This window comes from Streptomyces sp. NPDC015139 (assembly GCF_043079785.1).
In the GTDB taxonomy this organism is placed as follows: domain Bacteria; phylum Actinomycetota; class Actinomycetes; order Streptomycetales; family Streptomycetaceae; genus Streptomyces; species Streptomyces albidocamelliae.
Window position 1 is genome coordinate 108,275 of the sequence record NZ_JBIBUW010000016.1, and the last position, 24,068, is coordinate 132,342.

Sequence of the window (24,068 nt, forward strand, 5' to 3'; positions counted from 1 at the left end):
GGCCGGGACCTGGATGTTGCGGCCACGGAACTCGGCGTCGATCTGCGCGGTGTGGGCCAGGGCCCGTACCGACACGCGGCTGGCGATCGCTCTCGCGGGCCGGGATCCCGACGTCCTCGAGGAACGCGGCCGCACCCTGCGCGCCGACTACCTTCGCCTCCTGGCCCTCGGCCTCTCCCCGGGCCGGGCGGAGCTGATCCTCGGTATCAGCGGTGCCGGGGCATGGCGGGGAGACGATCCGGCGTTCGCCGCCGCCTGCGACGCGGTCAGCGCCACCTCACCCCCCGGCGCGGCCAGCAGAGTCATCAGGGCGAGGACCTCGGCCGGTGGGTACGGGCACAACGCCTCGGCTGGGACAAACTCACTGGCGCCCAGCAGTGGATGCTCGAGCTCGTCCTCGGCATCCTCCCGTAGGCGACGACGAGAAACCCAAACCCCGACGAGGGCCAGCGCAGGTCCGGGACGGGCGCTTCGTAAAACGTTCAAAGTACAACGGTTCGATTTCTGTACGCGCCAGGGGCTGACACCGGGGTCCTGCTGCGCGATAACGTGCGCGCTCGGCCTGATCATCGTACTGTCCGGGAATAGTTATGCCTGATCCTTCCATGTCGCCGGACGACCGGCCGGCGTCGCCTGTGAGGCCCCGTGTGACGGCCGAGTCGCCGCCCGGGTCCTTGAGGCGGCGTCTGGTGCTGTCGTCCGTGCTGCCGCCGAGCGTGGTCGCCGTGACGGGCGCGGTGGCCACCGCGCTGGTCGGCGATGGCCAACTGGACCAGGCGTATCAGGGCGCTGTGTTCGGCGGCGTTGTGCTCATCGGGACCATGGCGGCCGCGATCGCGGGCATGCGGGCTTCGGTGGAAGCACGAGCAGTCACCGAGCAATGGGCGGAGCTGTCCCGCGCAGCCGACCGAAACCGTGCCGAGCTGACCGAGTTGACCCGTGCCACAGCCGAGGGCAGAGCCGAACTGGAGTCGCTGTGCCGCCGGCTGCGGGCCGGGGAGCGCCCTGGGCGGGGCCGGCCGGAACTCCCGCCGCAGACCGGCCCGGACGAACTCTCCCGCCTCGGATTCGAGATCGCCGTGGCCCGGCACGAGGCGGAGGCAGCCCTGCAGGAGACCGCCGCCTCCGCGATCGGCGCGGAACACCACTCCCGGCTGGTGCAGTTTGAGGTGTTCGCCAACCTGGCGCGCCGTCTGGAGTCCCTGGTGCACCGCGAGATCGGCCTGCTGGACGACCTGGAGAACGAGGTCGAGGACCCTGACCTGCTCAAGGGGCTGTTCCGGGTGGACCACCTGTCCACCCGGATCCGCCGCTACGCCGAGAACCTGGCCGTGCTCGGCGGCGCGAACACCCACCGCCAGTGGACCCGCCCCGTCAGCCTGACCGACGTACTGCGTTCCGCCGTCGCCGAGATCGACCAGTACGCCCGGGTCAAGCTGGTCCCGCCCGTCGAGGGGTCGGTCAGCGGCCATGCCGTGGTAGACGTCGTCCATCTGCTGGCCGAGCTGCTGGAGAACGCGACGGTCTTCTCACCGCCCCAGACCACCGTGCACGTACGGGTGGAGCCCGTCGCCGCGGGGGTGGCGATCGAGGTCGAGGACCGGGGCCTGGGCATGTCCCCGGCCGAGCGCGGTCAGATGAACACCGTCTTGAGCGCACCCGACAAGGTTGCGCTCGGCGAACTGCTGCAAGACGGCCGGATCGGCCTGTACGTGGTCTCCGTCCTGGCCAAGCGACACGACATCGCCGTGCAGTTGCAGAGCAACGTCTACGGCGGCACACAGGCCGTCATGGTGCTGCCCGAGGCACTGCTCGGTCCGCAGCCGACAGCTTCCGCGCCGGCGCCCCACACCGTCCCGGCCCCCGAGGCGGAGCCGCACGACCGGACGGAGACCGAGGCGGTGGACCTCCCGGCGACGGAGACGACCGTCGTCGCGGATCCGAGCGTGTCAGATTCCGCACCCGGGCCCGCCCCGGCCCCCTCCGACGGCGCGGACGACCGCCCGCGGCTGCCTCAGCGCCGCCGCCAGGACCACGCCGCCGAAGTGCCGCAACCGGTCGGCGGCGCCGGTGCTGCCGAGGACATCGAACACGACCCCGGCCTCATGGCCGCATTCCAGACCGGACTGCGCAGAGCCGAGGAAGCGGAGACGCCCTGATGGCCGCAGCCGCCCTGAAGGACCAGGGTCCGTACAGCGAAACGTTTCCTTCTGCCGAACAGGAGTACACGATCGTGGCGAGCGAAGACCTTTCCTGGCTGTTGACGGGTCTGGTGAACCGGGTGCCGCACACCCGAAGCGCGTTGTTGCTGTCCTCGGACGGGCTGGTGAAGGCAGCGGAGGGACTCGACAAGGACGCCGCGGACCAGTTGGCCGCGCTCGCCAGTGGGCTGTACTCGTTGGCGCGCAGCGCGGGCCGGCACTTCGACGACGGCGGTGACGTGCGACAGATCGTGACGGAGCTCAGCACCTCGCTGCTGTTCGTCTCGTCCGCCGGGCACGGCGCGGTGCTGGCGGTGCTGGCCGGACGCGATGCGGACGCGGCGGTACTGGGCTACGAGATGGGCATGATGGTGAAGAGCGTGCGTCCGCACCTGGCCACACCGCCCCGGCACCCGGTGGGGTGACCGATGACGCCGGTCCTCCCAGACGGACCGCAGCTCGACGAAGCGGCCGGGCGGCTGGTCCGTCCCTACACGGTGAGCGACGGTCGGACCAGGGCCACGTCCCATTTCACACTGGTGACCACGGTGCGGGCCACCGGCGCCCAGACGCAGGGCGTATTCGGCCTGGAGCACGCGCAGGTGCTGGCGCTGTGCGAACAGCCCGTGAGCGTTGCCGAGGTCGCGGCCCGGATGCAGGTGCCCGCCGCCGTGGTCAAGGTACTGCTGTCCGATCTGGCCGAGGGAGGCGCGGTGGTCGCAGGTGATACGCGCCCGGCGCCCACGGGCCACTCCGCACGACCTGATCGAGACCTCCTGGAAGCGATACGCGATGGCCTCCTCAAACGACTGTGACCCGCTGCCCGCTGACCTCCTGCCGGTGGGCGTCAAGGTGCTGATCGCCGGCGGGTTCGGCGTGGGAAAGACCACCTTCGTCAACGCACTCAGCGAGATCGAGCCGCTGAGCACCGAGGAGATGCTGACCGCCGTCAGCGCGGCCACGGACCGACTGGACGGAGTGGAGAACAAAGCCACCACCACGGTGGCCTTGGACTTCGGCCGGATCACGCTCAGTCCGTTCCACGTCTTGTACCTGTTCGGCACGCCCGGGCAGGAGCGCTTCTGGTTCATGTGGGACGAACTCTCCGAGGGAGCGCTCGGGGCGGTGGTGCTCGCCGACACCCGCAGGCTGGAGCACTCCTTCGCGGCGGTGGATTTCTTCGAGCGGCGCGGCATCCCCTTCGTCGTCGCCGTGAACGAGTTCGACGGGGCTCACCGCTACCGCGGGGAAGAGGTACGGACCGCGCTCGACCTCAGGCAGGAGGTGCCGGTGGTGTTGTGCGACGCCCGCGTCCAGAAGTCGGGCACACGCGTGCTTCTCGATCTGGTTCAGCATCTGATCACGACAAGGAGTTCCCATGGCAGCGACACAGATCGACCCACCGTCCGGGCCTGAGTCCGGGATCGCCCTGCGCCATCTGCTCCTCCCCCCGGAGGACCCACAGGTGCGCGCCCGTTCCGAGCGGCTGCGCGAGCTGGGCATCGATGCTCGTCCGGACGCCGAACTCGACGCCTTCGCACGGGAGCTGGCACAACGCACCGGCGGCTGCTACGCCGGGGTCAACTTCTTCCTCGACGCAGACCGCCAGTACTTCGCGGGGTTGTACAGCGCCGCGCAGGACACCACGGCTCATGTGGGGCCGCCGTTGCTGGAGGAACCGGTGCCCGGCCGCGTCATGCCCCGCGACACCGACATGGGCATCTGCCCGCACGTGGTCAAACGCCGCCGGGCGCTGGTGCTGGAGGACATCCGGGACTTCCCCCGGTTCGCCGGCAACCCGGTGGTCGACGCGATCGGCGTCCACTCCTACCTGGGCGCACCGCTGATAGACAGCACCGGCGTGGTGCTGGGCACCATCTGCGTGGTCGACCAGGACCCACAGCCGTGGGGGCGCGAAGGGCTGGAAACCATCAAGGCCATGGCTGCCGAACTGGTCGAGCTACTGGAGGAGTCGGCGAACCACCGCGGCTGACCGACGCCCCTGCCAGGGGCTGGGCGTTGGCCAACCGCGCGGATGCGCTGCTACGGGCGGGCAGAACCGGGGAGGCACTGTCGGCAGCGATGGAAGCGGCCGCGCTGTTCACCCCGCTCGCCGAGGCGCACCCCGAGGAGTTCACCGCCTCCCTACGGCAGGTGCTCGAACGGTGGGCATGCGTTCTGGAATTGCTCCACCGCACGCGGGAAGCCGAGGAGGTGCGCCGACGACCTTGAGGGCTGAACCGCGACCGGACCTGACCATGCGTCGCGGGCCGGACGGTCGGCGCCGTCGAAGCCGGGCTACTCGTGGCGCCCCGGTCCGGTGAGGCGTCCGTCGGACAATGACCTATGGCGATGACCCAGCACGAGAACAGCCCCACGATCACACTCGAGGGCACCCCCTGGCGCGTAGCCGACCCGAGCGACCCGGAAACCCCCCTGCCCCTAACCCAATCTCGCCTGACCAGCACAGCAGCCACAGCATGAGTGACGAGGCCACCTGTTACTGAAGGTGGTCGGCCAGCCTCCAGAGATCTGCCCATGCCAACAGCTCGTGGGGCGCATGTCCTGGAAGCCGGCGTCAGGTGATGACGGGTGGCTGGTCGATGCCTGGCTCGGCCAGCCACAACAAGCGTCGTGGCCGTGTCCCTTACGCGGGCCGCACGAGGGACCGGAGCATCTCCCGGGTTTCGGTGTCGGTGGAGAACAGCACGGTTCCTTGCATGCCGGGGGTGAGGAGCACTTCGTAGGTGTTGCGGATCAGGTGGGCGAACTCGTGCTCGGGGGCGCGAGCCACAACGGTGTCCTTGCTGGACTTTCTGTCGGCAACCCATACGGCGTCGCGCCATACGAGGTCGGGGCCGAAGATGACGCCGCTGTAGTCGTATTCGAAGCCCTGGGCGGTGTAGATGCATCCCAGCTGGGTGAATCCTGCCGGGTCCGTGGCCCAGAGATTCTTCGAGGGGTAGCCGCCGACGGAGCGGTCCCCTTGTACGTTCCATGGCCGCTTCCAGTCCCACTGGGGCAGGTTCACGTCGTCGACGAGGTGGACGAAGTTCTTGTCGTCGTCGAAGACCGGTTCGCTCCACGGCCAGCAGAAGTCGGCCGTCATACGGGCCTGCAGCCCCTTTGCCTGGTGGGTTCGGAACATCGCTTCGAGCTCTTGTGGGGTCTCGGCGACCGTAACGGAGAAGAGACCGTCGCCCTGCCACGGGATGGGACCACCTGGGATGAGGCCCAACAGGCGCAGCACCCACTCCTCGTAGGCGCGGCTGCCTCCGCATCGGAACTGCCCGTCGAGGTTGACGTGCCGGACGGTCAGGCCCTTGGCCTTCGCCGCGGCGTCGATCTCGTGGACGGTTCCCATCTCGCCGGGGCGTACGACCTGGCGTTCGTCGAGGAGGAAGACCGGGACCCGGGCGGCGTCGAGGAGTTCTTCGATCTGACGGCGGTTGCTGCGCTTGTTCTTCGGGGTGAAGCGGTGGTTGGAGGACTCCCGGGAAGTAGCGAAAGAGCTTCTGGACGCGGGTGCTGCCCCGTCCGGCGACCTTCTGCAAAGTGGTGGTGAACGACTTGGAGCCGGTGGCATGGACGGCCGTCAAGTTGTTGCGGTACAGCTCGCCGAGGAGCTCGAGCGCGATCACGCTCTTACCGGAGCCCGGCCCTCCGGTGACGACGATGACTTCCTTGAAGTCGGACTGCCTGGCCCTCTTCACCGCACGCATCACCAGCGAGTAGGCCACCTGCTGCTCGTTGAGCAGGTTGAACTGCGAGCGCTGCTGGATCTCTTCGGCCGCAACCGACATCAGCTTCTTGCTCGGCGCGATCAACACCAAGACCACACGGGTCGCGCGTCAAATGCACGGACGAGCAGGCTTCACCCTGCTCCGGCACCGCATCCTCCTCGGATAGCAGCACTCTCCGTCACCACCGAATGTGAGACAGGGCCAGTCGCTGGACACACCCGCACTCGGCGTGCACAGCATCGACGAACCCTGGGCGGTTTGCCGAGCCTGCGCTACCTGAAGTGCAGTGGCCGTGACGGCGTCTGCGCCGCGGACGCCTCGGTTGGCCGGCCAGGCCGTGAGCCGGGCTCAGCCGCGGCGGCGGATCGACGTTAGCTGTAGGAGAGCGGGGCAAGATCAAGTGCTTGGTGTTACTGGCTGTTCTATTGGTCCCCAAGGCAGGCTGCGCGCCATATCTCGGCGGTGAGGTCGAGCATGCCGTGGGCCTGTGCCTCGGCTGCCAGGGCGTAGAGGCGCGCGCGGGCCGTCGGGTCGGACTGTTTGACGCGAATCTGCGCCTTGAGCATCTCCAAGCGGATCCGGTCCCGGAAGTTGAGCCGAACCTTCTCGGTGGCGGCCTGTTCGCAGTGGCGGTCGGCCTCCTCGTACTCACCTCGCACGTAGGCGAGTTGGGCGTGCAGGAAGGCGCACTCCTGCTGGTGCTGCGCCGTGCCGACGAGTTCCAGGGCGGGGTGTGCCTCGTCCAGGTAGCGCTGCGCCTTGTCGGGGGCAGGCGGCAGTGCCTGCAGGGCCAGCGCCGCGGCGGCGTGGCGCAGGCGCATCCACAGGAGCAGGTCATCGCGGCTGGACAGTGCGGTCATCGCCCGTTCCAGGAAGGAGGCAGACAGCTCGTAGTTGCCCTTGCGGGTCGAGACTGTCGCGGCGGTCCACAGGGCCTGGGCCGCCAGCGCGCCGGTCTGCCCGCCGACTCGGGCGCAGGCCTCCTCGCTGAGGCGGAAGGCCTCGGCGAGGTCCCCGAGTTCGGCCGTCACTGAGGCGAGCAACAGGCGACATCGGAGCATGTCGTGGTTGTCGAGGGAGTCCTCGCTGCCGATTCGAAGCGCTTCGAGCGCGGTGATCCGGGCCGAGTCGGCCTCGCCCAGGTCGCGCTGGACGCGGGCGAGGTGCAGGCGCGAGTAGACACGCAGCACGGCGTGGCCGAGCTCGTCCGAGAGCGCCGCCAACTTGGTCAGCGTGGTGCGCGCCTCGGGCCGCTCGCCGTCGGCCGTGAGGAGTCTGGCCAGGTGGGCATGGGCCTGCCACTGCAAGCCCACGTCCACGTGCTCGGCGCCGGAGAGCGCCGACTCCAGCATCCGCCGGGCGTGGCCCGAATCGTCGCCCACCACGAGCACCGCGGCGAGGACGTCCACCAGGCCTGAGGGATCCGTCGTCTCGAAGGCGCCGGCCGGGACGCCGAGGCGTTCCGCGAGGATGGCGACGGCGCGCTCAGTGGGGGGGCGTGCGCCCGATTCGAGGCGCGACAGGTAGGCGGAGGACATGCCGGGGCCGGTGAGGTCCGACTGGGTCTTTCCGCGCTGCTGCCGGAGTTGCTTCAGTCGGCGGCCGAATGACGGTTGCGTCAGCATGTTTCGTCCCCAGGCTCGTGTCCATGTCCCCCTCCCTGACTGGCAATGTTGTCAACCAGGTACTTGGCAAGTCAAACAGTGAGTGAATTCGCGGTGGGCGAGTGTTATCACGGCCATTCGATGGACGCCTGCTGCGCCGTGTTCCGCATGGGTTGGCTGCCCTGAGCGACGACGGCCGCGGAGGCGCCCAGGGTGAGTACGGCGAGGGCGGCCAGAAGTATACGGCTGATGCGTTTCATGGGGTTTCTCTTTCTCTGCGCCGCCTTGGACCAGGGGTGGGCCGGGCGGCGGCGACGATCGGTCCGGGCGGTGGCCCGAAGCGTCTGATCAGGGGTTACATCCTGAAGGTAGCGAGCTGCCTCGGATTAGGCAACAGATTGACAAGGTCTGGCAAGTGATCTTATGTTCTCGCCATCAGTACGGTTCCGCCGATCACTTTCGGTCGAGTGCGGACGTACGTCGCACCCTTCTCGGAAGCGGGGGATCTGAGCATGCCGAACAGTGCTGCCAACCATTCGACCGAAGCGACTCTGGTGAGTGCCTTCCTGGCGACCGCCGAGCGCCATCCGGAACGCGTTGCAGTCAAGTGCGGTACGGACAGGCTGACTTACGAGGAACTCGAAGCCGCGTCGACGGACCTCGCGGCACGGATCCAGGCGCGGACCGACCAGCCCGCCCGGCCGCTCGCGATCCTCCTGGAGCGCTCCTGCGACATGGTGGTGGCCGCCCTCGCGGCCCTGAAGACCGGCTCGTCCTACGTGCCGCTCGACCCGGGAGCCCCGGCAGCCCGCCTGGCCACCATCCTGGAGGACGCGGCGCCCGCGCTCGTCCTCACCACCGCCCGGCTGGCATCCGCGCTCCCCGCCGGGCAGGACGTCCTCGTCCTCGACGGCCCCCCGCAGGAGACGCCGGCCGCGCCCCTGCGGCCCATGACGATCACCCCGGACACCCGGGCGTACATCATCTTCACCTCGGGAACCACCGGCCGTCCCAAGGGCGTCGAGGTCACCCACGGCAACGTCGTGCGGCTGTTCTCCGAGACCGAGTCGCTCTTCGGCTTCGGGCCCGACGACGTCTGGTCGATGTTCCACTCCTTCGCCTTCGACTTCTCCGTCTGGGAAATCTGGGGCGCCGTCCTGTACGGCGGCACCGTCGTGATCGTCCCCGGGGACATCGCCAAGGACCCCGCCCGCTTCCGCGCCCTGCTGCGCGACGAGCGGGTCACCATGCTCAGCCAGACCCCCACCGCCTTCGGCCAGCTGATCGCCGAGGAGCGCGGCCACGAGGACCGGCTGTCCGTACGCTCCGTGGTCTTCGGCGGCGAGGCCCTCAGGTTCTCCGACCTCGCGCCCTGGATCGACAAGTACGGCGACGCCACGCCCGAGCTCGTCAACATGTACGGCATCACCGAGATCACCGTGCACGCTACCCACCGCCGCGTGCAGGCCGCCGACCTGGAGCAGGACCGCAGCCTCATCGGCCGCCCGCTGCCGGACCTCGGCATCGAGCTCCTGAACGAGGACCTCACCCCCGTCGCCGACGGGGAGACCGGCGAGATCGTCGTCACCGGACCCGGCGTCGCCCTCGGCTACCTCGGCCGCCCCGACCTGACCGCCGAGCGGTTCGTCACCCTCACCGCAGCGGACGGCTCGCCGCTGCGCGGCTACCGCTCCGGCGACCTCGCTCGCCAGCTGCCCGACGGCGACCTCGAATACCGCGGCCGCCGCGACGCCCAGGTCAAGATCCGCGGCTTCCGCATCGAGCTCGGCGACATCGAGACCGCGCTGGCCGCCCACCGGGACGTGCGCCAGGCGGCCGTCGCCGTCAAGGAGTTCGACGGGGAGCGCGAGCTGGCCGGATATGTCGTGCTCGCCGACGGCGCCGCCCTGGACGTGGCGCGGCTGCGCGACCACCTGCTCGCGCTGCTGCCCTCGTACATGGTGCCCGTCGCCTTCCGGGCGATGAGCGAGTTCCCGATGACGGTCAACGGCAAGCTGGACCGCGACAAGCTGCCCGCGCCGGCCGCCACCGCCGCCGAGACCGCCGCCGGCGCCGGGGCGGCGTCCGCCCGCTCGCTGCGCGAGGAACTGCTGTGCGAGCTGTTCGCGCAGGTCCTCGGCCGCACCTCGGTCACCCCCGACGACGACTTCTTCGCCCTCGGCGGCCACTCCCTCATGGCGATCCGCCTCGTCAACCGCATCCGCGCCGTCCTGGGCCTGGAGGTCGCCGTCAAGGACCTCTTCGACGCCCGCACCCCGGGCGCGCTCGCGGCCCGGGCGCACGCAGGACGCACCCGCCCGGCCGTACGGGCCCGCACCCGCGAGGGCGACGCCCCGCTCTCGTACGCCCAGCAGCGGCTCTGGTTCCTGCAGCAGGTCCACGAGGGCACGGCTGCCTACCACATCCCGCACGCCCTGCACCTCACCGGCAGCATCGACGTCACCGCGCTGGAGGCGGCCGTGCGCGACGTGGTGGCCCGTCACGAGGTGCTGCGCACCGTCTATCCGCAGCGCGACGGCGTCGCCCACCAGCGCGTCCTCGCCGCCGCCGACGCGCGGCCGGAGCTGAAGGTCGTCGAGACCACGCCCGAGCTGGTCGACGAGCAGGTGACGGCCGCCGCCCGCGCCCCCTTCGACCTGACCCGCGACCTGCCGCTGCGCGCCCGGCTGCTGCGCACCGGCGAAGAACAGTGGGTCCTGCTCCTCGTCCTGCACCACATCGCGGGCGACGGCTGGTCGCTCGAACCCCTGATCCGCGACCTGGCCCAGGCCTACACGGCGCGTCTGGCCGGGGCGGCCCCCGACTGGGAGCCGCTGCCCGTCCAGTACGCCGACTACGCGGCCTGGCAGCACGAGCTGCTCGTGGGCGAGGACGACCCGGACAGCCTCGTCTCGCGCCAGCTGGACTTCTGGACGAAGACGCTCGCGGAGCTGCCCGACGAGCTCGACCTGCCCACCGACCGGCCGCGGCCCGCCGGCGGCGACTTCGCCGGCGACATGGTCGTCGGCGACCTCGACCAGGAGCTGCACACCGCGGTGGCGGCCCTGGCCCGGACCACCGGCACCACCGTCAACATGGTGCTCCAGGCCGCCGTCGCCGCCCTGCTCACCCGGCTCGGCGCGGGCACCGACATCCCGCTCGGCAACGCCGTGGCCGGCCGCACCGACGACGCGCTGACCCCGCTCGTGGGCTTCTTCGTCAACAGCCTGGTCCTGCGCGCCGACACCTCCGGCGACCCCAGCTTCGTCGAGCTGCTCGGGCGCCTGCGCGCGGTGAACCTGTCCGCGTTCGACCACGAGGACCTGCCGTTCGAGCGGCTCGTGGAGGCGCTCAACCCGGTGCGCTCGGCCGCCCGCCACCCGCTGTTCCAGGTGATGGTGGCCGCCCAGAACAGCATGCCGGACGACTTCGGCCTGCCCGGCGTCACCGGCACCGCCTACCCCGTCCTCAGCGGCACCGCCAAGTTCGACCTGTCCTTCAAGTTCGAGGAGCGGCGCGGCGCCGACGGCGAGGCCCTCGGCATCCGGTCCGCCCTGGAGTACAGCACCGCGCTGTTCGACCGCGACACCGCCGAGTCGATCGCCGGCCGCCTCGCCCGGCTGCTGCGCGCCGTCGCCACCGCCCCCGCCACTCGGCTCAGCCAGGTCGAGCTGCTGACCGAGGCGGAGCGGGCGTCGCTGGTGCGCTGGAACGACACCTCGACGCTGCCCGCCACCACCGAGCTGACCGCCGAACTGGTCGAACGCCAGGCGGACGCGACGCCGGACGCCGTCGCCCTCACCCAGTCCGGCGCCACCTGGACCTACCACGCACTCGACGAGCGCGCCAACCAGTACGCCCACCGGCTGCGCGCCCTCGGCGTCGGCCCGGACAGCCGTGTCGCGCTGTGCCTGCGGCGCGGCCCCGAAGCCGTCGCGGCCATCCTCGGCGTGTGGAAGGCCGGCGGCGCCTACGTCCCCCTGGACGCCGAACACCCAGCGGAGCGGCGTGAGTTCATGCTCGCCGACTGCGGCGCCACCGTCCTGCTCACCGAGGCCGACCTCGGCGACGACCTCAGCCTGCCCGAGCGGGTACGGCTGCTGCGGGCCGACCGCGACGAGGAGCTCGCCGCCGCCCCCGTGCACCGCCCCGCCCCCGTCGCGGACGCCGGCGACCTGGCGTACATCATCTACACCTCGGGCTCCACCGGCCGGCCCAAGAGCGTCCTGATCGAGCACCGCGGTGTCGCCACCCGCCTCACCGACGTGATCGAGCGCTTCCGGCTCACCCCCGCCGACACGAGCCTGCAGATCACCGCCCTGGGCTTCGACCCCTCCGTCCGTGAGCTGTTCGCGCCGCTCGCGGTCGGCGCCACGGTGGCGCTGCTGCCCGCCGACGGCGCCCGCGACCCGCGCGTCGTCGTCGACGAACTGCGCGCCGTCCGCCCCACGGTGATCCTGTTCATCGTCCCGTCCCTGCTGGAAGCCGTGCTCTCCTACGACCTCCGGCCCGCCGACGTCGCCGCGCTGCGCCTGGTCGGCACCGGCGGCGAGGCGCTGCGCGCCCCGGAGGCGGGCACGCTCCTGAACGAGTGGGGCTGCGAGGTCGTCAACCAGTACGGCCCCACCGAGAACACGATGATGTCGTGCGTCCACCCGGTCACCGCGGCGGACCTCGACGGGCGCATCCCCGTCGGCGGCCCCCTTTCCCACACCCGCGTCCACGTCCTCGACGCGCACCTGAACCCGGTGCCCGTCGGCGTCGTCGGCGAGGTGTACCTGGCCGGCATCGGGGTCGGCCGCGGCTATCTGGGCCGCGCGGGTCTCACCGCCACCCGCTTCGTCGCCGACCCCTTCGGCGGGCCCGGCGAGCGCATGTACCGCAGCGGCGACCTCGCCCGCCGGCGCAAGGACGGCACGCTGGACTTCGTCAGCCGCGTCGACGGCCAGGTCAAGCTGCGCGGCTTCCGCATCGAGCTCGGCGAGATCGAGGAGGTGCTGGCCGAACACCCGGCCGTCGCCCGGGCCGCGGTCGTGGTGCGCGAGGACCAGCCGGGCGACCGGCGCCTGGCCGCCTACGTCGTGCCCGTCGAAGGCGCCGAGGCGCCGACCCCGGACGAGCTGCGCGGCCAGGTCGCCGCCCGGCTGCCCGACTACATGGTCCCGGCCGCCTACGTCCTGCTCGACGCGCTGCCGCTGCGCGGCAACGGCAAGCTCAACCGCGACCTGCTGCCGCGCCCCGAGATCGGCGCCACCACCTCCGGCCGGGCCCCGCGCAGCCCGCGCGAAGAGGTCATGTGCCAGCTGTTCGCCGAGGTCCTCGGCCTGCCGCACGTCAGCATCGACGACGACTTCTTCCAGCTCGGCGGGCACTCGCTGCTGGCCGCCCGGCTCATCGCCCGGGTCCGCACCGCCCTCGGGCTCGAACTGTCGATGGTCTCCTTCTTCGAGGCGCCCACCGTCGCCGGCCTCGCCGAGCGGGCCGGCGTCGACAACGGCGCCGCCGCCCTGGAGACGGTCCTGCCGCTGCGCACCGGCGGCGACCTGAAGCCGCTGTTCTGCATCCACCCCGGCGGCGGCCTCGCCTGGAGCTACTCCAGCTTCCTCAAGTACGTACCGGAGAACATGCCCGTCTACGGCATCCAGGCCCGAGGCCTCCTGCACCCCGACGACATGCCCGCGACCGTACGGGAGATGGCGGCCACGTACGTCCAGGAGGTCCGGCGCATCCAGCCCCAGGGGCCCTACCACTTCCTGGGCTGGTCCTTCGGCGGCGTCGTCGCCTTCGAGATGGCCACCCAGCTGCAGGCCGAGGGCGACGAGACGGCGCTGCTCACGATGCTCGACTGCTACCCGGGCGTGCCCGACCACTACCGCGTCAACGAGCAGAACATGGTCGCCGCCCTCCTCGACCCCGAGCGGCCCGGCGTGGTGCCGCAGGCCGGCTCCAAGGAGATCACCGACGTCCTGGAGGTGCTCAAGCAGGACACCGGTGCGCTGGCGAGCCTCACCGAGGACCAGCTCGTCGCGCTGCTGACGGCGATGTCCCACAACCGCCACATCGTCAAGGACCACGAGCCGGAGAAGTTCCTCGGGGACGTGCTCTTCTTCCTGGCCACCGAGGGCCGTAACGACGGCGCGCCCATGCCCGACGTCTGGGAGCAGTACGTCGCCGGCCGGGTCGCCTGGCACTCCGTCAAGACCACCCACACCGCCATGAACCAGCCGGAGTCGCTGGCCCAGATGGGGCCGGTTCTCGCAGAGGCGCTGGCCGAGATCACCGCTGCCCGGCGCAGCGAGAAGCAGGGGAATGACCGATGACCAATCCGTTCGACGACGAGACCGGCCGCTTCCAGGTGATCGTCAACGCCCGGGGACAGCACTCGCTGTGGCCCGAGTTCGCCGAGGTGCCGGCCGGCTGGTCGGTGGTCCTGCCGACCGACAGCCGTGAGGCGTGCCTCGCCTACGTGGAGGCGAACTGGACCGACCTGCGTCCCGCCCCCGTCGAGGAGGGCGCACCGGTATGACCAGCGACTTCGCGGTCCTGAAGGACCGCTCCGTGCTCGCGCTGTTCGCCGCCAGGTCCACCTCCCTGCTCGGTAACGCGATCGCCCCGATCGCGCTCGCGTTCACCGTGCTGCACCTGCCCGGCGGTTCCCCGACGATGCTCGGCGTCGTCCTGGCCGCGCGGCTGCTCAGCCAGGTCACGTTCGTCCTGCTCGGCGGGGCGATCGCCGACCGGCTGCCGAAACTGCGCATCATGGTCGGCGCCGACCTGGCCGCCGGCCTCACCCAGGGGCTCGCCGCCGTCCTGGTCATCACCGGACACGCCACCCCGTGGATGCTGGCCGGCTTCGCGGCCCTCGCCGGAGCGGCGACCGCGCTCTTCGAGCCCGCCTCGCGCTCCGCGATGCCGCTGCTCGTCTCGGGCGACGACCTGCAGTCCGCCAACTCCCTGCTCAAGCTCTCGATGCGGGGCGGCGGCATCCTCGGCGCCGCCCTGGGCGGTGTGCTGGTCTCCACCATCGGGGCCGGGAACACCATGGTCGTGCCCGCCGCGACCTTCACGCTCTCCGCGCTGCTGCTGCTCGGCGTCAAGGTCGCCCACCAGCCGCCGCCGTCCGACGCGCCCACGCTGATCCGGCAGATCCGCGAGGGCTGGCAGGAGTTCACGGCCAAGCAGTGGGTCTGGGTGATGGTCTCCCAACTCGCCTACGTCAACGTCCTGCTCGCCGGCAGCTTCTACGTCCTCGGGCCGGTCATGGCCGACCGGTCGCTGGGCGGGGCCGGCGCCTGGAGCGTGGTGCTCATCGCGCAGGCCCTCGGCTTCATCGTGGGCAGCGTGGTGGCCATCAAGTTCCGGCCGCGCCGCCCGGTGCGCGCGGCCGCCCTCCTCACCATGGGCTTCCCGCTGTCGGTGCTGCTCATGGCCGCCGAGGCACCGCTCGCCGCGATCGCCGTCGCCACCTTCCTGGCCGGCATCGTCATCGACGTCTACGAGGTCCTGCTCGACACGGCGCTGCAGAAGAACGTGCCGCCGCACGCCCTGTCTCGCGTCATGTCCTACGAGTCCCTGGGCTCCTTCGCCCTGGTGCCGCTGGGCATGGCGGGCGCCGGCCCGGTGGCCGACGCCGTGGGCGTGCAGAGCGCGCTGTACGGAGCCGCCGCGCTGATCATGCTCGCGGGACCGGCCGTCCTGCTGCTGCGCTCGGTGCGCACCGTGACCGACGTACCCGAATCGGAGGCCGGGCACGAGGCCGGGGCCGAGGCCGCAGAGAAGAGCAAGGCATGACCGCATCCGCCCACGCCGCCCCGACCGCCCCCGCGAAGTTCCCGCGCTCCCTGCTGCGCAAGCCGTCGGACGACGCGGCCGCCCGCGTCTTCTGCTTCCCGTACTCGGGCGTCGGCGCCTCGATGTTCAACCGGTGGCCGCGGATGATCGGGGACGTCGAGATCTGCCCCGTGCAGCTGCCGGCACGCGAGAACCGCTTCCGCGAGGCCCACTACGGCACCTACCAGGACCTCGCGAAGAACCTCGCCGACCAGCTGCTGCCCTACCTCGACCGGCCGGCCGTGTTCTTCGGGCACTGCGCGGGCTCCCTGCCCGCCTTCGAGACCGCGCTGCGCCTCGCGGAGCTGGGCGGACCGGTGCCGCGCGAGGTCGTCGTCTCCGCGCAAGTGGCCCCGCAGGACTGCCCCAAGGACCGGTTCCTGGACATGACCGACGAGGCGCTCGGCGCCGAGCTGTCGGAACTCGTCGTCGCCCGCGGCGGCGAGGCGCACCCCATGCTGATCGAACTGACCCTGCACGTGCTGCACCAGGACCTCGACGCCAACCGCGTCTACCACCGGCCGGAGCCGGTCCGGCTGCCCTCCGCCGTCACCGCCCTCACCTGGAGCGAGGATCCGGAGATCGAGCCCGCCGAGCTGACCGGCTGGCAGGAGTGGTCCGAGCAGGTCACCTTCACCGAACTGCCCGGCGCGCACTACGCGTTCCTGAACGCCCCTGCCGAACTGACCCGGCTGCTGCACTCGCTGGCCCTGCCCGGCGCCCCGCTGCCCGCCGTGGCCGTCTCCTCGCCCGCAGAAGGACACCACTGATGACCGACACCATCGACTCCCTGTTCGCCCGCCTCGCGGCCGAACACCCGCACCGCACCGCGGTCACCGGCGACGACGCCACGCTGACGTACGCCGAACTCGACGCCCGCGCGAACCGGCTGGCCCACCGTCTGCGCGCCGAGGGCGTACGCCCCGGCGAGGTCGTCGCCCTCGCCGCCGGCCGCGGCGCCGCGACCGCCGTCCATCTGCTCGCCGTCCTCAAGGCGGGCGCGGTCTACCTCGGCCTCGACCGCCGCCAGCCGGCCGCACGCCGCGACCTGATCCTGCGCGACGCCGCGGTCCGCGTGGTGCTGGCCGACAAGGGCGCCGCCGACGACCTCGGCGACGCGTACACCGTGCTCGTCCCCCTGGACGAGCCGTCGGAGGAGACGGAGGCCGGGACGGCCCCGCCGGCGCCCGTCGCCGGCGGTGACCGCGTCGCCTACGTCGCCTACACCTCCGGCTCCACCGGCACCCCGAAGGGCGTGTGCGTCCCGCACCGCGCGGTGCTGCGCCTGGTGCGCGGCGCGGACTTCCTGACCGCCACGCCCGACGACGTGTTCCTGCACTTCGCGCCGCTCGCCTTCGACGCCTCCACGCTGGAGATCTGGGGCGCCCTGCTGAACGGCGCCCGCCTCGCCGTCGCACCCGACGGCGACCTCTCCCTGGAAGGACTGCTCTCCTTCGTACGGGAGGAGCGGGTCAGCGTCATGTGGCTGACCGCGGGCCTCTTCCACCAGGCCGTGGACCTCGGGCTGCGCGACCTGCCCGGGCTGCGCCATCTGCTGGCCGGCGGCGACACCCTCTCGGCCGCACACGTCGACCGGGCGCTCGCCGCGCTCCCGCACGCGGTCGTCGCCAACGGCTACGGGCCCACCGAGAACACCACGTTCACCACCGTGCACGCCATGACCGAGCCGACCGGGGCGACGACCGTCCCCGTCGGCCGGCCCGTCTCCGGCACCGGCGTCCTGCTCCTCGACGAGCGGCTGCGCCCCGTCGCCGACGGCGAGACCGGCGAGATCTACGCGACCGGCACCGGCCTCGCCCACGGCTACCTCGGCAACCCGGGCCTGACCGCCGCCCGCTTCGTCGCCGCCCCCACCGGCGCCCCCGGCGAGCGCATGTACCGCACCGGCGACCTGGCACGCCGCACCGCCGACGGCACCCTGGAGTTCCTCGGCCGCGCCGACGGCCAGGTCAAGGTACGCGGCTTCCGCATCGAGACCGGCGAGGTCGGGGCCGCGCTGACCGCCCTGCCTGCGGTGGCCCGCGCCGAGGTCGTCGCCCCGCGCGACGGCTCCGGCACCCGCCGGCTGATCGCCTACGTCGTCCCCGCCGACACCGCGGCCCGGCCCTCCGCGCTCGAGATGCGCACCCGGCTCGCCGAGACCCTGCCCGCCTACGCCGTCCCCTCCCTGGTGCGCGTGGTCGACGAGCTCCCGCTCACCCCGAACGGCAAGGTCGACCGCACCGCGCTGGCACAGCGCTCCGTCCAGGAGCGCCCCGAGGTCAACGCCTCCCACCGCGCGCCCGAAGGCGTCCTGGAGCAGGCCGTCACCGGCATGTGGTGCGACCACCTGGGACTGGAGGGCATCGGCGCCGACGACGACTTCTTCGAGCTCGGCGGGCACTCGCTGCTCGCGGTGGCGCTCATCGCCGAACTGCACCGCGAGTTCGGCGTGGAGATCTCCCCGATCTCCTTCTACCTCGACCCGACCCCGGCCGGACTGGCCCGGTCCCTGGCGCAGGCGGGAGTGACCAGGTGAAGCTGACCGACGTCACGGCCGCCGACCGGGCCGCGGTCGACCTGTCCCGCGTCGACCTGTTCGACGCGGCCTACCACGCCGAGGGGGATCCCCACGCCGCCTGGGCCGTGATGCGCGAGCAGGCCCCGCTGCACCGCAGCGAACTGCCCGACGGACGCGCCTTCTTCAACGTCACCCGCTACCACGACGCCTGCCGAGTCCTGGGCAGCCACCGCGAGTTCACCTCCGAGCGCGGCAGCCTGCTCAGCCAGCTCGGACACGACGACGCCGCCTCCGGCCGGATGCTCGTCGCCACCGACCCGCCCCGCCACAGCGAACTGCGCCGCCCCCTGAACAAAATGTTCACCGGCCGCGGCCTGGCCCGCAGCGAGGACCGCATCCGCGACGCCGTGCGCTCCCTGGTCGCCGGCGCCCTCGGCGGGCCGGTCTGGGACCTGGCCCAGCAGGCCACCATGCTGCCGATGGCGATCGCCGGCGCCTTGATGGACCTGCCCGAGCCGGACTGGAAGGACCTGGTCCAGTGGACGGGCATGGCCGCCGCCCCGCAGGACCCGGTGTTCACCATCCGCAACCCGCACGCCACCCTCGCCATCGCGCACCACCAGCTCTTCGAGTACTTCGCCACGCAGTACGAGGCCCGCAAGGGCACCGACGGCGACGATGCCTTCCGGCTGCTGATGACCATGCGGGACGGCGAACTGACCCGCGAGGAGGTGGTCGTCAACTGCTACAGCCTGCTCCTGGGCGCCAACGCGACCACCCCGCACACCGTGGCCGGCACCGTCCTCGCCCTGATGGAGCGCCCCGACCAGCTCCGCGCCGTGCGCGAGAACCCCGGGCTGATCCCCTCGCTCGTCGAGGAGGGGCTGCGCTGGACCTCCCCGGCCAGCAGCTTCCTGCGCTATGCCGTGGACGATGTGGAGATCGCCGGGGGAGTGGTGCCCCGGGGCGAGGCCGTCGCCGTGTGGGTCGGCTCCGCCAACCGTGACGCCGACGTCTTCCCGGAGCCGTACCGCTTCGACGTCCGCCGCTCCGACAACCGTCACATCGCCTTCGGCTACGGCGCCCACTACTGCCTGGGGGCGACCGTGGCACGCCTCACCCTGCGCCTGTTCTTCGAGGAAGTTCTCGACCGGCTCGAGGAGTTCGTGCCGGCCGGCGAACCGCAGCACCTTGTGTCCAACTTCGTCGCGGGCTTCACCAGCCTTCCGGTCCGCGCCGTACCGCGCCGCGTCGAAGCGGTGGCGGGCCGATGAACGAGAGGAACCCTCATACCATGGAGCAGTCCGCGACGGACCTGACCGCCGTACTGACCGGCATCGTCGGCGAGCAGCTCGGTGGCCAGGAGGTCGACCCCGACGACGACTTCTACGCCCTGGGCGGCGACTCGCTCATCGCTCTGCGCGTCGTCTCGGCCGTGCAGGAGCGGGGCATCGCGATGACCCTCAAGGACCTTCTCTTCCACCCGACCGTCCGCGAGCTGGCCGCCCACCTCGCGACACAGGCCCCCGCGCCCGCCGCCGCCCCGGCGCCGGCCGCGGAGCGGGACGCGCTCCTCGACCCCAGCGACCGCATCCTCGTGCCGGTCGGCGTCGCGGCGGCTCTGCCCGCCTCCGCCCTCCAGGTCGGCATCATCTACCTGTGCGAGACCAGCGGTGACCCGGAGCTCTACCACTCCATCATCGGCTGGGAGACCGTCGCCGCCTTCGACGAGCGGCTGTTCCGCGAGGCCCTGGCCGAACTGTGCGACCGCCACGCCGCGCTGCGCACCTCCTTCGACCTCGGCACGTACTCCGAGTCGGTGCAGCTGCAGTGGGAGAAGGTCGAACCCCCGCTGACCGTCGAGCGGATCGGCGACGACAACCCGGCCAAGGGCCACGACGGCATCCGCGAATGGAGCCGCGAGGGCCTGACCCTGCCCATCGACTGGAGCCGGGCGCCCCTGTTCCGCTGCCACGTCGTGGCCCAGCCCGACTCCTTCCACGTCGCGATCGCCAGCCACCACGCGATCGTCGACGGCTGGAGCTACGGGCGGCTCATCGTCGACCTGCTGGAGCTGTACGCCGCCAAGCTGCGCGGCGAGAACGCCGAACTGCCGCGGCCGCCCGCCACCGGCGAGCACGACTTCATCGTCGCCGAGCGCGAGCTGCTCGCCTCCGGCGAGGCCGCCGACTTCTGGCACGGGCAGGCCGACAGCGAGCCGCTGCTGTTCTCCCGCGGGCAGTTCCACGGCGCGGCCAACGCGGTCGCCGGCGTCGAGTTCACCGTGCCCGGTGTGGTGCTCGACGGCATGCGCGCCACCGCCCGCGACGCCGGCGTCTCGCTGAAGTCGCTGGCGCTCGCCGCCCACGCGCGTGCCCTGTCCGCCTGGACCGGCCGCGACGACGTGGTCAGCGGTGTCGTCGTCAACACCCGCCCGGAGCGGCCGGGCGCCGACCTGATGGTCGGCCTCTACCTCAACACGGTGCCGCTGCGACTGACGGACCTCGGCGCGCCCCTGCCCGAGCTGGCCCGCAGGGCCCACGCGTCGGAGCGCGACGGAGCGCCCTACCGTGCCTTCCCGCTCGCGCAGATCGAGAGCCGCCTGGGCCGGCCGCCCTTCGACGTGACCTTCAACTTCATGAACTTCCACGTCTACGAGGACCTGGACGGCACCCAGGGCCTGCGGACCCGCGACTGGTGGGTGAAGGGCAAGCCGAGCTTCCCCTTCCGCGTCGACTTCGAGGTCGACGGCGCCGAGGCCGGCAGCCGCGTCTCGGTCGCCTACGACCCCGCGCTGCTCGACGAGGCCCGCGTGCGCGAGTACGCCCGCCACTTCGAGGCCGCACTCACGGCCGCCGGAGGCGCCGCATGAGCGAGCGGCGCCGCACCCTTGCGGTGCTCTACGACGACGGCGCGGCCTCCGCGGGCGAGATCGGGGTCGGCCTGGCCGACCTCGGGGACATCGTGTTCCTGCTCCCGCCCACCGGCCACGCCGAACGGCTGCGGCCCGTCCTGGAGAACTTCGGCACCGTCGTGCCGCTCACGGGCACCACGAAGGGCGACATCGCCCTGGCGCGGGACCTGGCGCCGGACGCGGTGGTGACCTACAGCGAGCGCATGGTCCGCAGGACGGCGGAGATCGCCGAGGCGCTGGGCCTGCCGTCCCACACCCCGGAGGTGGCCTCGACGGTCACCGACAAGATCCGCCAGCGCCAGGTGATGCGCGACGCCGGCGTCGACAAGGTCCGCTCCCACCCGCTGAGCTCACCAGACGAGTGGCCGCGGGTGTACGACGCCGTGGGCCTGCCCGCCATCGTCAAGCCGGTGCGCGGCGGCGGCAGTCGCGACACCTACGCCGTCACGACCGCCGCCGAGATGGAAGAGCTGCTGCCGCGGCTGTTCCCCGAGGGCACGGAGGCCGCGTACACGGTCGAGGAGCTCCTGCAGGGCGTGCCGAGCGCGCCGTACGGGGACTACGTGTCCGTGGAGAGCGTCTGCACGCCGCAGGGCGTGCGGCACCTGGCGGTGACCGGCAAGTTCCCGCTGCTCAAGCCGTTCCGCGAGCTGGGCAGCTACTGGCCCTCGCACCTGCCGGCCGACGTCCTGGCGGAGGTCACCGACCTCACCACCCGCGCCCTGGACGCCCTCGGAGTGCGCTACGGCATCACCCACACCGAGCTGAAGCTTACGGCCGACGGCCCGCGCGTCATCGAGGTCAACGGCCGGCTCTCGGGCCATCTCAACCTGATGAGCCGCCGGGTCTGCGGCGTCGACATGGTGCGCCTCGGCGGCCTCCTCGCCCTCGGGGACACCTCGCAGATCCCGGAGTTCGACTACGGCGGCCGCGTCCACTTCCTGTTCAACACCATGGCCCCGGTTGAGCCGTGCCGGCTGGAGGCGATCCACGGGGCCACGGACGTGCGCAAGGTCGGGGGCATCGACGGCATCCGCCCCTACGTCCGCCCGGGCACCGACCTGGCCGGCGGGGTGATGACCACGCCGCTGGACGTCATCTGGGGCTCCTGCGCCGACCACACGGCGATGCTCGACGCCCTGGAGGAGGCGCTGCCGAAGCTGACGTACGTCTTCACCCGACCTGACGGCACCGTGCGCGAGGCGACCGCCGCGGCGCTCACCGACGTGAGCGAGGCCGGCGCATGACGGCCACGGTGGACCCCAGGACCTGGCTGCGCAGGTTCCACACCACGCCCGACCCGGCGATCCGCCCGGTCCAGCTGGTGTGCCTGCCGCACGCGGGCGGCGCGGCGGGCTACTTCGTCCCCCTCTCCGCGGAACTGTGCGAGGTGGCCGACGTGCTGGCCGTCCAGTACCCCGGCCGCCAGGACCGCTGGCACGAACCCGCCGTCGACGACCTCCACGAGCTGGCCCGGCAGGTCGTCGCCGCGCTCGAACCGGCCCTGGACGACCGCCCGGTGGTGCTGTTCGGACACAGCATGGGTGCCCTGGTGGCGTACGAGGCGGCCCGCCTCCTGAACCCCGCACGGCTGTACGTCTCCGGATGCCCCGCCCCCTCGCGTGGCGTCGAGAGCGAGCAGGAGATCACCGACGACCAGGGCATCCTCGACGACCTGCGGGCGCTCGACGGCACGGACGCCGAGCTGCTCTCCGACCCGGCGCTCCTGGAGCTGATCCTGCCCGCGCTGCGGGCGGACTACCGGGCCGTACGCACCTACAGTTGGCGGACGGGCCCCGAACCGTCCTGTCCGCTGACGGTGCTCACAGGCGACCGTGACCCCCGCACCCCGGCGGACGCGGTCATGGAATGGAAGCGGCACGGCACGAGGGACATCCGCTTCCACGCCTATGAGGGCGGCCACTTCTACCTCACCGAGCACACCCGACAGGTGGCGGAACTGATCGCCGCCGACCTCGCCTGAACCCCGAGATGTGATCGGCGAGACACCCCCAGCTGGACTCTGTCCGGGGGGTGTCTGGCTGTCGACGGTGTGGGAAACGATCTTTGCCGGCTTGGGGAGCGATCTTCAACCGCCTCCGTACCACCTGGTCAGCGCTATTCGTGAACACCCGTGCGACACGAGGTCGCACTGAGCAAGCAGGAAGAGCAGATGAAGGAGAGACAGAACAACGGCTCGCCCTCGAACCGGTATCCAGGTTCGTCCCCGCGCTCGCATGCGTCGCTGGCAACGGCGGGGTGTGAAGCCGAGCATTCAAGCCCAAGGGCACCTCGGCCATCGAGGAGCAACAGGGCGAGGGGAAGACCGGACGGGCGAACGAGAGTCGTATCAAGCCGTTGTTGCCGGATCGGACACCGAAGCGGGGTGGGCGGTGGCGTGATCACCGGCAGGTGATCGACGCGATCGCGTTCGAGTACCGCGCTGGGACGCCGTGGATGGACCTGCCCGAACACTTCGGTTCGTGGAAGGGCGCCCACAACCGGCTGCGGAGGGGGGCGGCCGACGGCACCTGCGAAAAGGTCTTCACCGCCCTGCTCGCCGAGGCCGACGCCGACGGTGACCTGGAATGGGTCGTCGCCGTCGACTCCACGATCGTGCGGGCACATCAGCACGCCGCCGGGGCCCGTCAAAAGGGCCCCGGCCGGCGAGCCAGCCGACCATGCCCTTGGACGCCCGCGGCGGACCGACCACGAAGATCCACCTCGCTGCCGACGGCCGCTGCCGAGCGCTCGCTTTCGTCATCACGCCCGGCCAGGCCGGTGACGCACCAGCATTCGAGGAAGTCATGGCTCGAATCCGAGTGCCCCGGCGGACAGGCCGCCCCAGGGTCACACCAGATGCCGTCCTGGCCGACAAGGCGTATTCGTCCCGGGCGATCCGCAGCCAGCTGCGGCGGCGCGGGATCCGGACAGTGATCCCGCAGCCCGCCGACCAGGCCGCCAACCGCAAGCGGCTCGGCCGCCGAGGTGGCCGGCCGCCAGCCTTCGACCGCGAGACCTACAAGCAGCGCAACACCGTCGAGCGGTGCATCAACAAGCTCAAGCAATGGCGCGGCCTGGCCACTCGTTACGACAAGACCGCCACCACCTACCTCGCCGGACTCCACCTCGCCGCCATCTTCATCTGGTCGGCGAGATGATCCGAAGGAAATGCCCTAGGCCCTTCCCCCGCTCAAACGAGTCGTTCGCTCGTGCAGCATTCGCTCCGCCGTCCCCGCGACCGGCGGGCATCGC

The 24,068-nt window shown here is 71.5% G+C and carries 18 protein-coding genes and 2 pseudogenes; 16 read left to right on the plus strand and 4 right to left on the minus strand.

Annotated elements, in window-relative coordinates; translation table 11 throughout:
* The first annotated feature begins 689 nt into the window (after positions 1 to 689).
* From ACF08B_RS33170 to ACF08B_RS33195, 6 genes are all read left to right on the plus strand, one after another.
* Positions 690 to 2,159 (plus strand): ATP-binding protein, encoded by a 1,470-nt coding sequence (locus tag ACF08B_RS33170; RefSeq protein WP_392320771.1) that lies wholly within the window; start codon positions 690 to 692, stop codon positions 2,157 to 2,159.
* A 74-nt stretch (positions 2,160 to 2,233) separates the two neighbouring features.
* Positions 2,234 to 2,626, plus strand: coding sequence for a roadblock/LC7 domain-containing protein (locus tag ACF08B_RS33175; RefSeq protein ID WP_106960650.1), 393 nt, complete (start codon positions 2,234 to 2,236; stop codon positions 2,624 to 2,626).
* 3 nt (positions 2,627 to 2,629) lie between these two features.
* Entirely contained in the window at positions 2,630 to 3,016 is a 387-nt protein-coding gene (locus ACF08B_RS33180; protein ID WP_350838696.1) for a DUF742 domain-containing protein, read from the plus strand.
* Entirely contained in the window at positions 2,994 to 3,617 is a 624-nt protein-coding gene (locus tag ACF08B_RS33185; protein ID WP_392320772.1) for an ATP/GTP-binding protein, read from the plus strand. Before ACF08B_RS33180 ends, ACF08B_RS33185 begins: the two co-directional genes overlap by 23 nt.
* Entirely contained in the window at positions 3,580 to 4,194 is a 615-nt protein-coding gene (locus ACF08B_RS33190; RefSeq protein ID WP_392320773.1) for a GAF domain-containing protein, read from the plus strand. Before ACF08B_RS33185 ends, ACF08B_RS33190 begins: the two co-directional genes overlap by 38 nt.
* A gap of 26 nt (positions 4,195 to 4,220) precedes the next feature.
* Positions 4,221 to 4,433, plus strand: a complete 213-nt coding sequence (locus ACF08B_RS33195) for a hypothetical protein (protein ID WP_392320774.1) — start codon at positions 4,221 to 4,223, stop codon at positions 4,431 to 4,433.
* A 415-nt stretch (positions 4,434 to 4,848) separates the two neighbouring features.
* Here the strand turns inward: ACF08B_RS33195 and ACF08B_RS33200 are convergent, their stop codons facing one another.
* The 4 genes and pseudogenes from ACF08B_RS33200 to ACF08B_RS33215 form a co-directional block, all read right to left on the minus strand.
* Positions 4,849 to 5,787, minus strand: coding sequence for a DNA/RNA helicase domain-containing protein (locus ACF08B_RS33200; RefSeq protein ID WP_392320775.1), 939 nt, complete (start codon positions 5,785 to 5,787; stop codon positions 4,849 to 4,851).
* Positions 5,738 to 6,004, minus strand: a pseudogene (locus ACF08B_RS33205) (DNA/RNA helicase domain-containing protein); the annotation flags it as partial. The gene ACF08B_RS33200 and the pseudogene ACF08B_RS33205, both read right to left, overlap by 50 nt.
* A 362-nt stretch (positions 6,005 to 6,366) precedes the next feature.
* Complete coding sequence (locus ACF08B_RS33210; RefSeq protein WP_392320776.1) at positions 6,367 to 7,569, minus strand: helix-turn-helix domain-containing protein; 1,203 nt, start codon at positions 7,567 to 7,569, stop codon at positions 6,367 to 6,369.
* Between the two features lie 107 nt (positions 7,570 to 7,676).
* Positions 7,677 to 7,808, minus strand: coding sequence for a hypothetical protein (locus ACF08B_RS33215; RefSeq protein ID WP_256340274.1), 132 nt, complete (start codon positions 7,806 to 7,808; stop codon positions 7,677 to 7,679).
* Positions 7,809 to 8,060: 252 nt separating this feature from the next.
* On the opposite strand from ACF08B_RS33215, the gene ACF08B_RS33220 reads away from it, so the two are divergent.
* The 10 genes and pseudogenes from ACF08B_RS33220 to ACF08B_RS33265 all read left to right on the plus strand — a co-directional run bounded on the left by ACF08B_RS33220 (position 8,061) and on the right by ACF08B_RS33265 (position 23,974).
* The gene (locus tag ACF08B_RS33220; protein WP_392320777.1) at positions 8,061 to 13,868 is read left to right on the plus strand and encodes an amino acid adenylation domain-containing protein; all 5,808 of its coding nucleotides are present in this window, start codon (positions 8,061 to 8,063) and stop codon (positions 13,866 to 13,868) included.
* The gene (locus ACF08B_RS33225) at positions 13,865 to 14,074 is read left to right on the plus strand and encodes an MbtH family protein (protein WP_073898706.1); all 210 of its coding nucleotides are present in this window, start codon (positions 13,865 to 13,867) and stop codon (positions 14,072 to 14,074) included. The genes ACF08B_RS33220 and ACF08B_RS33225 overlap by 4 nt, the downstream gene beginning before the upstream one ends.
* Entirely contained in the window at positions 14,071 to 15,339 is a 1,269-nt protein-coding gene (locus ACF08B_RS33230; protein WP_392320778.1) for an MFS transporter, read from the plus strand. The genes ACF08B_RS33225 and ACF08B_RS33230 overlap by 4 nt, the downstream gene beginning before the upstream one ends.
* The gene (locus ACF08B_RS33235) at positions 15,336 to 16,148 is read left to right on the plus strand and encodes a thioesterase II family protein (protein ID WP_392320779.1); all 813 of its coding nucleotides are present in this window, start codon (positions 15,336 to 15,338) and stop codon (positions 16,146 to 16,148) included. Before ACF08B_RS33230 ends, ACF08B_RS33235 begins: the two co-directional genes overlap by 4 nt.
* On the plus strand, positions 16,148 to 17,917 hold the full coding sequence (locus ACF08B_RS33240) for an amino acid adenylation domain-containing protein (protein ID WP_392320780.1): 1,770 nt from the start codon (positions 16,148 to 16,150) through the stop codon (positions 17,915 to 17,917). Before ACF08B_RS33235 ends, ACF08B_RS33240 begins: the two co-directional genes overlap by 1 nt.
* The gene (locus tag ACF08B_RS33245) at positions 17,914 to 19,173 is read left to right on the plus strand and encodes a cytochrome P450 (RefSeq protein ID WP_392320781.1); all 1,260 of its coding nucleotides are present in this window, start codon (positions 17,914 to 17,916) and stop codon (positions 19,171 to 19,173) included. The genes ACF08B_RS33240 and ACF08B_RS33245 overlap by 4 nt, the downstream gene beginning before the upstream one ends.
* Positions 19,174 to 19,193: 20 nt before the next feature.
* Positions 19,194 to 20,771: a condensation domain-containing protein gene (locus ACF08B_RS33250; protein ID WP_392320782.1), complete on the plus strand. Its 1,578-nt coding sequence runs from the start codon at positions 19,194 to 19,196 to the stop codon at positions 20,769 to 20,771.
* Complete coding sequence (locus tag ACF08B_RS33255) at positions 20,768 to 22,060, plus strand: acetyl-CoA carboxylase biotin carboxylase subunit family protein (RefSeq protein ID WP_392320783.1); 1,293 nt, start codon at positions 20,768 to 20,770, stop codon at positions 22,058 to 22,060. Before ACF08B_RS33250 ends, ACF08B_RS33255 begins: the two co-directional genes overlap by 4 nt.
* Positions 22,057 to 22,797, plus strand: a complete 741-nt coding sequence (locus tag ACF08B_RS33260; protein WP_392320784.1) for a thioesterase II family protein — start codon at positions 22,057 to 22,059, stop codon at positions 22,795 to 22,797. The genes ACF08B_RS33255 and ACF08B_RS33260 overlap by 4 nt, the downstream gene beginning before the upstream one ends.
* A 314-nt stretch (positions 22,798 to 23,111) precedes the next feature.
* A pseudogene (locus ACF08B_RS33265) lies at positions 23,112 to 23,974 on the plus strand (IS5 family transposase).
* The last annotated feature ends 94 nt before the right edge of the window (positions 23,975 to 24,068 follow it).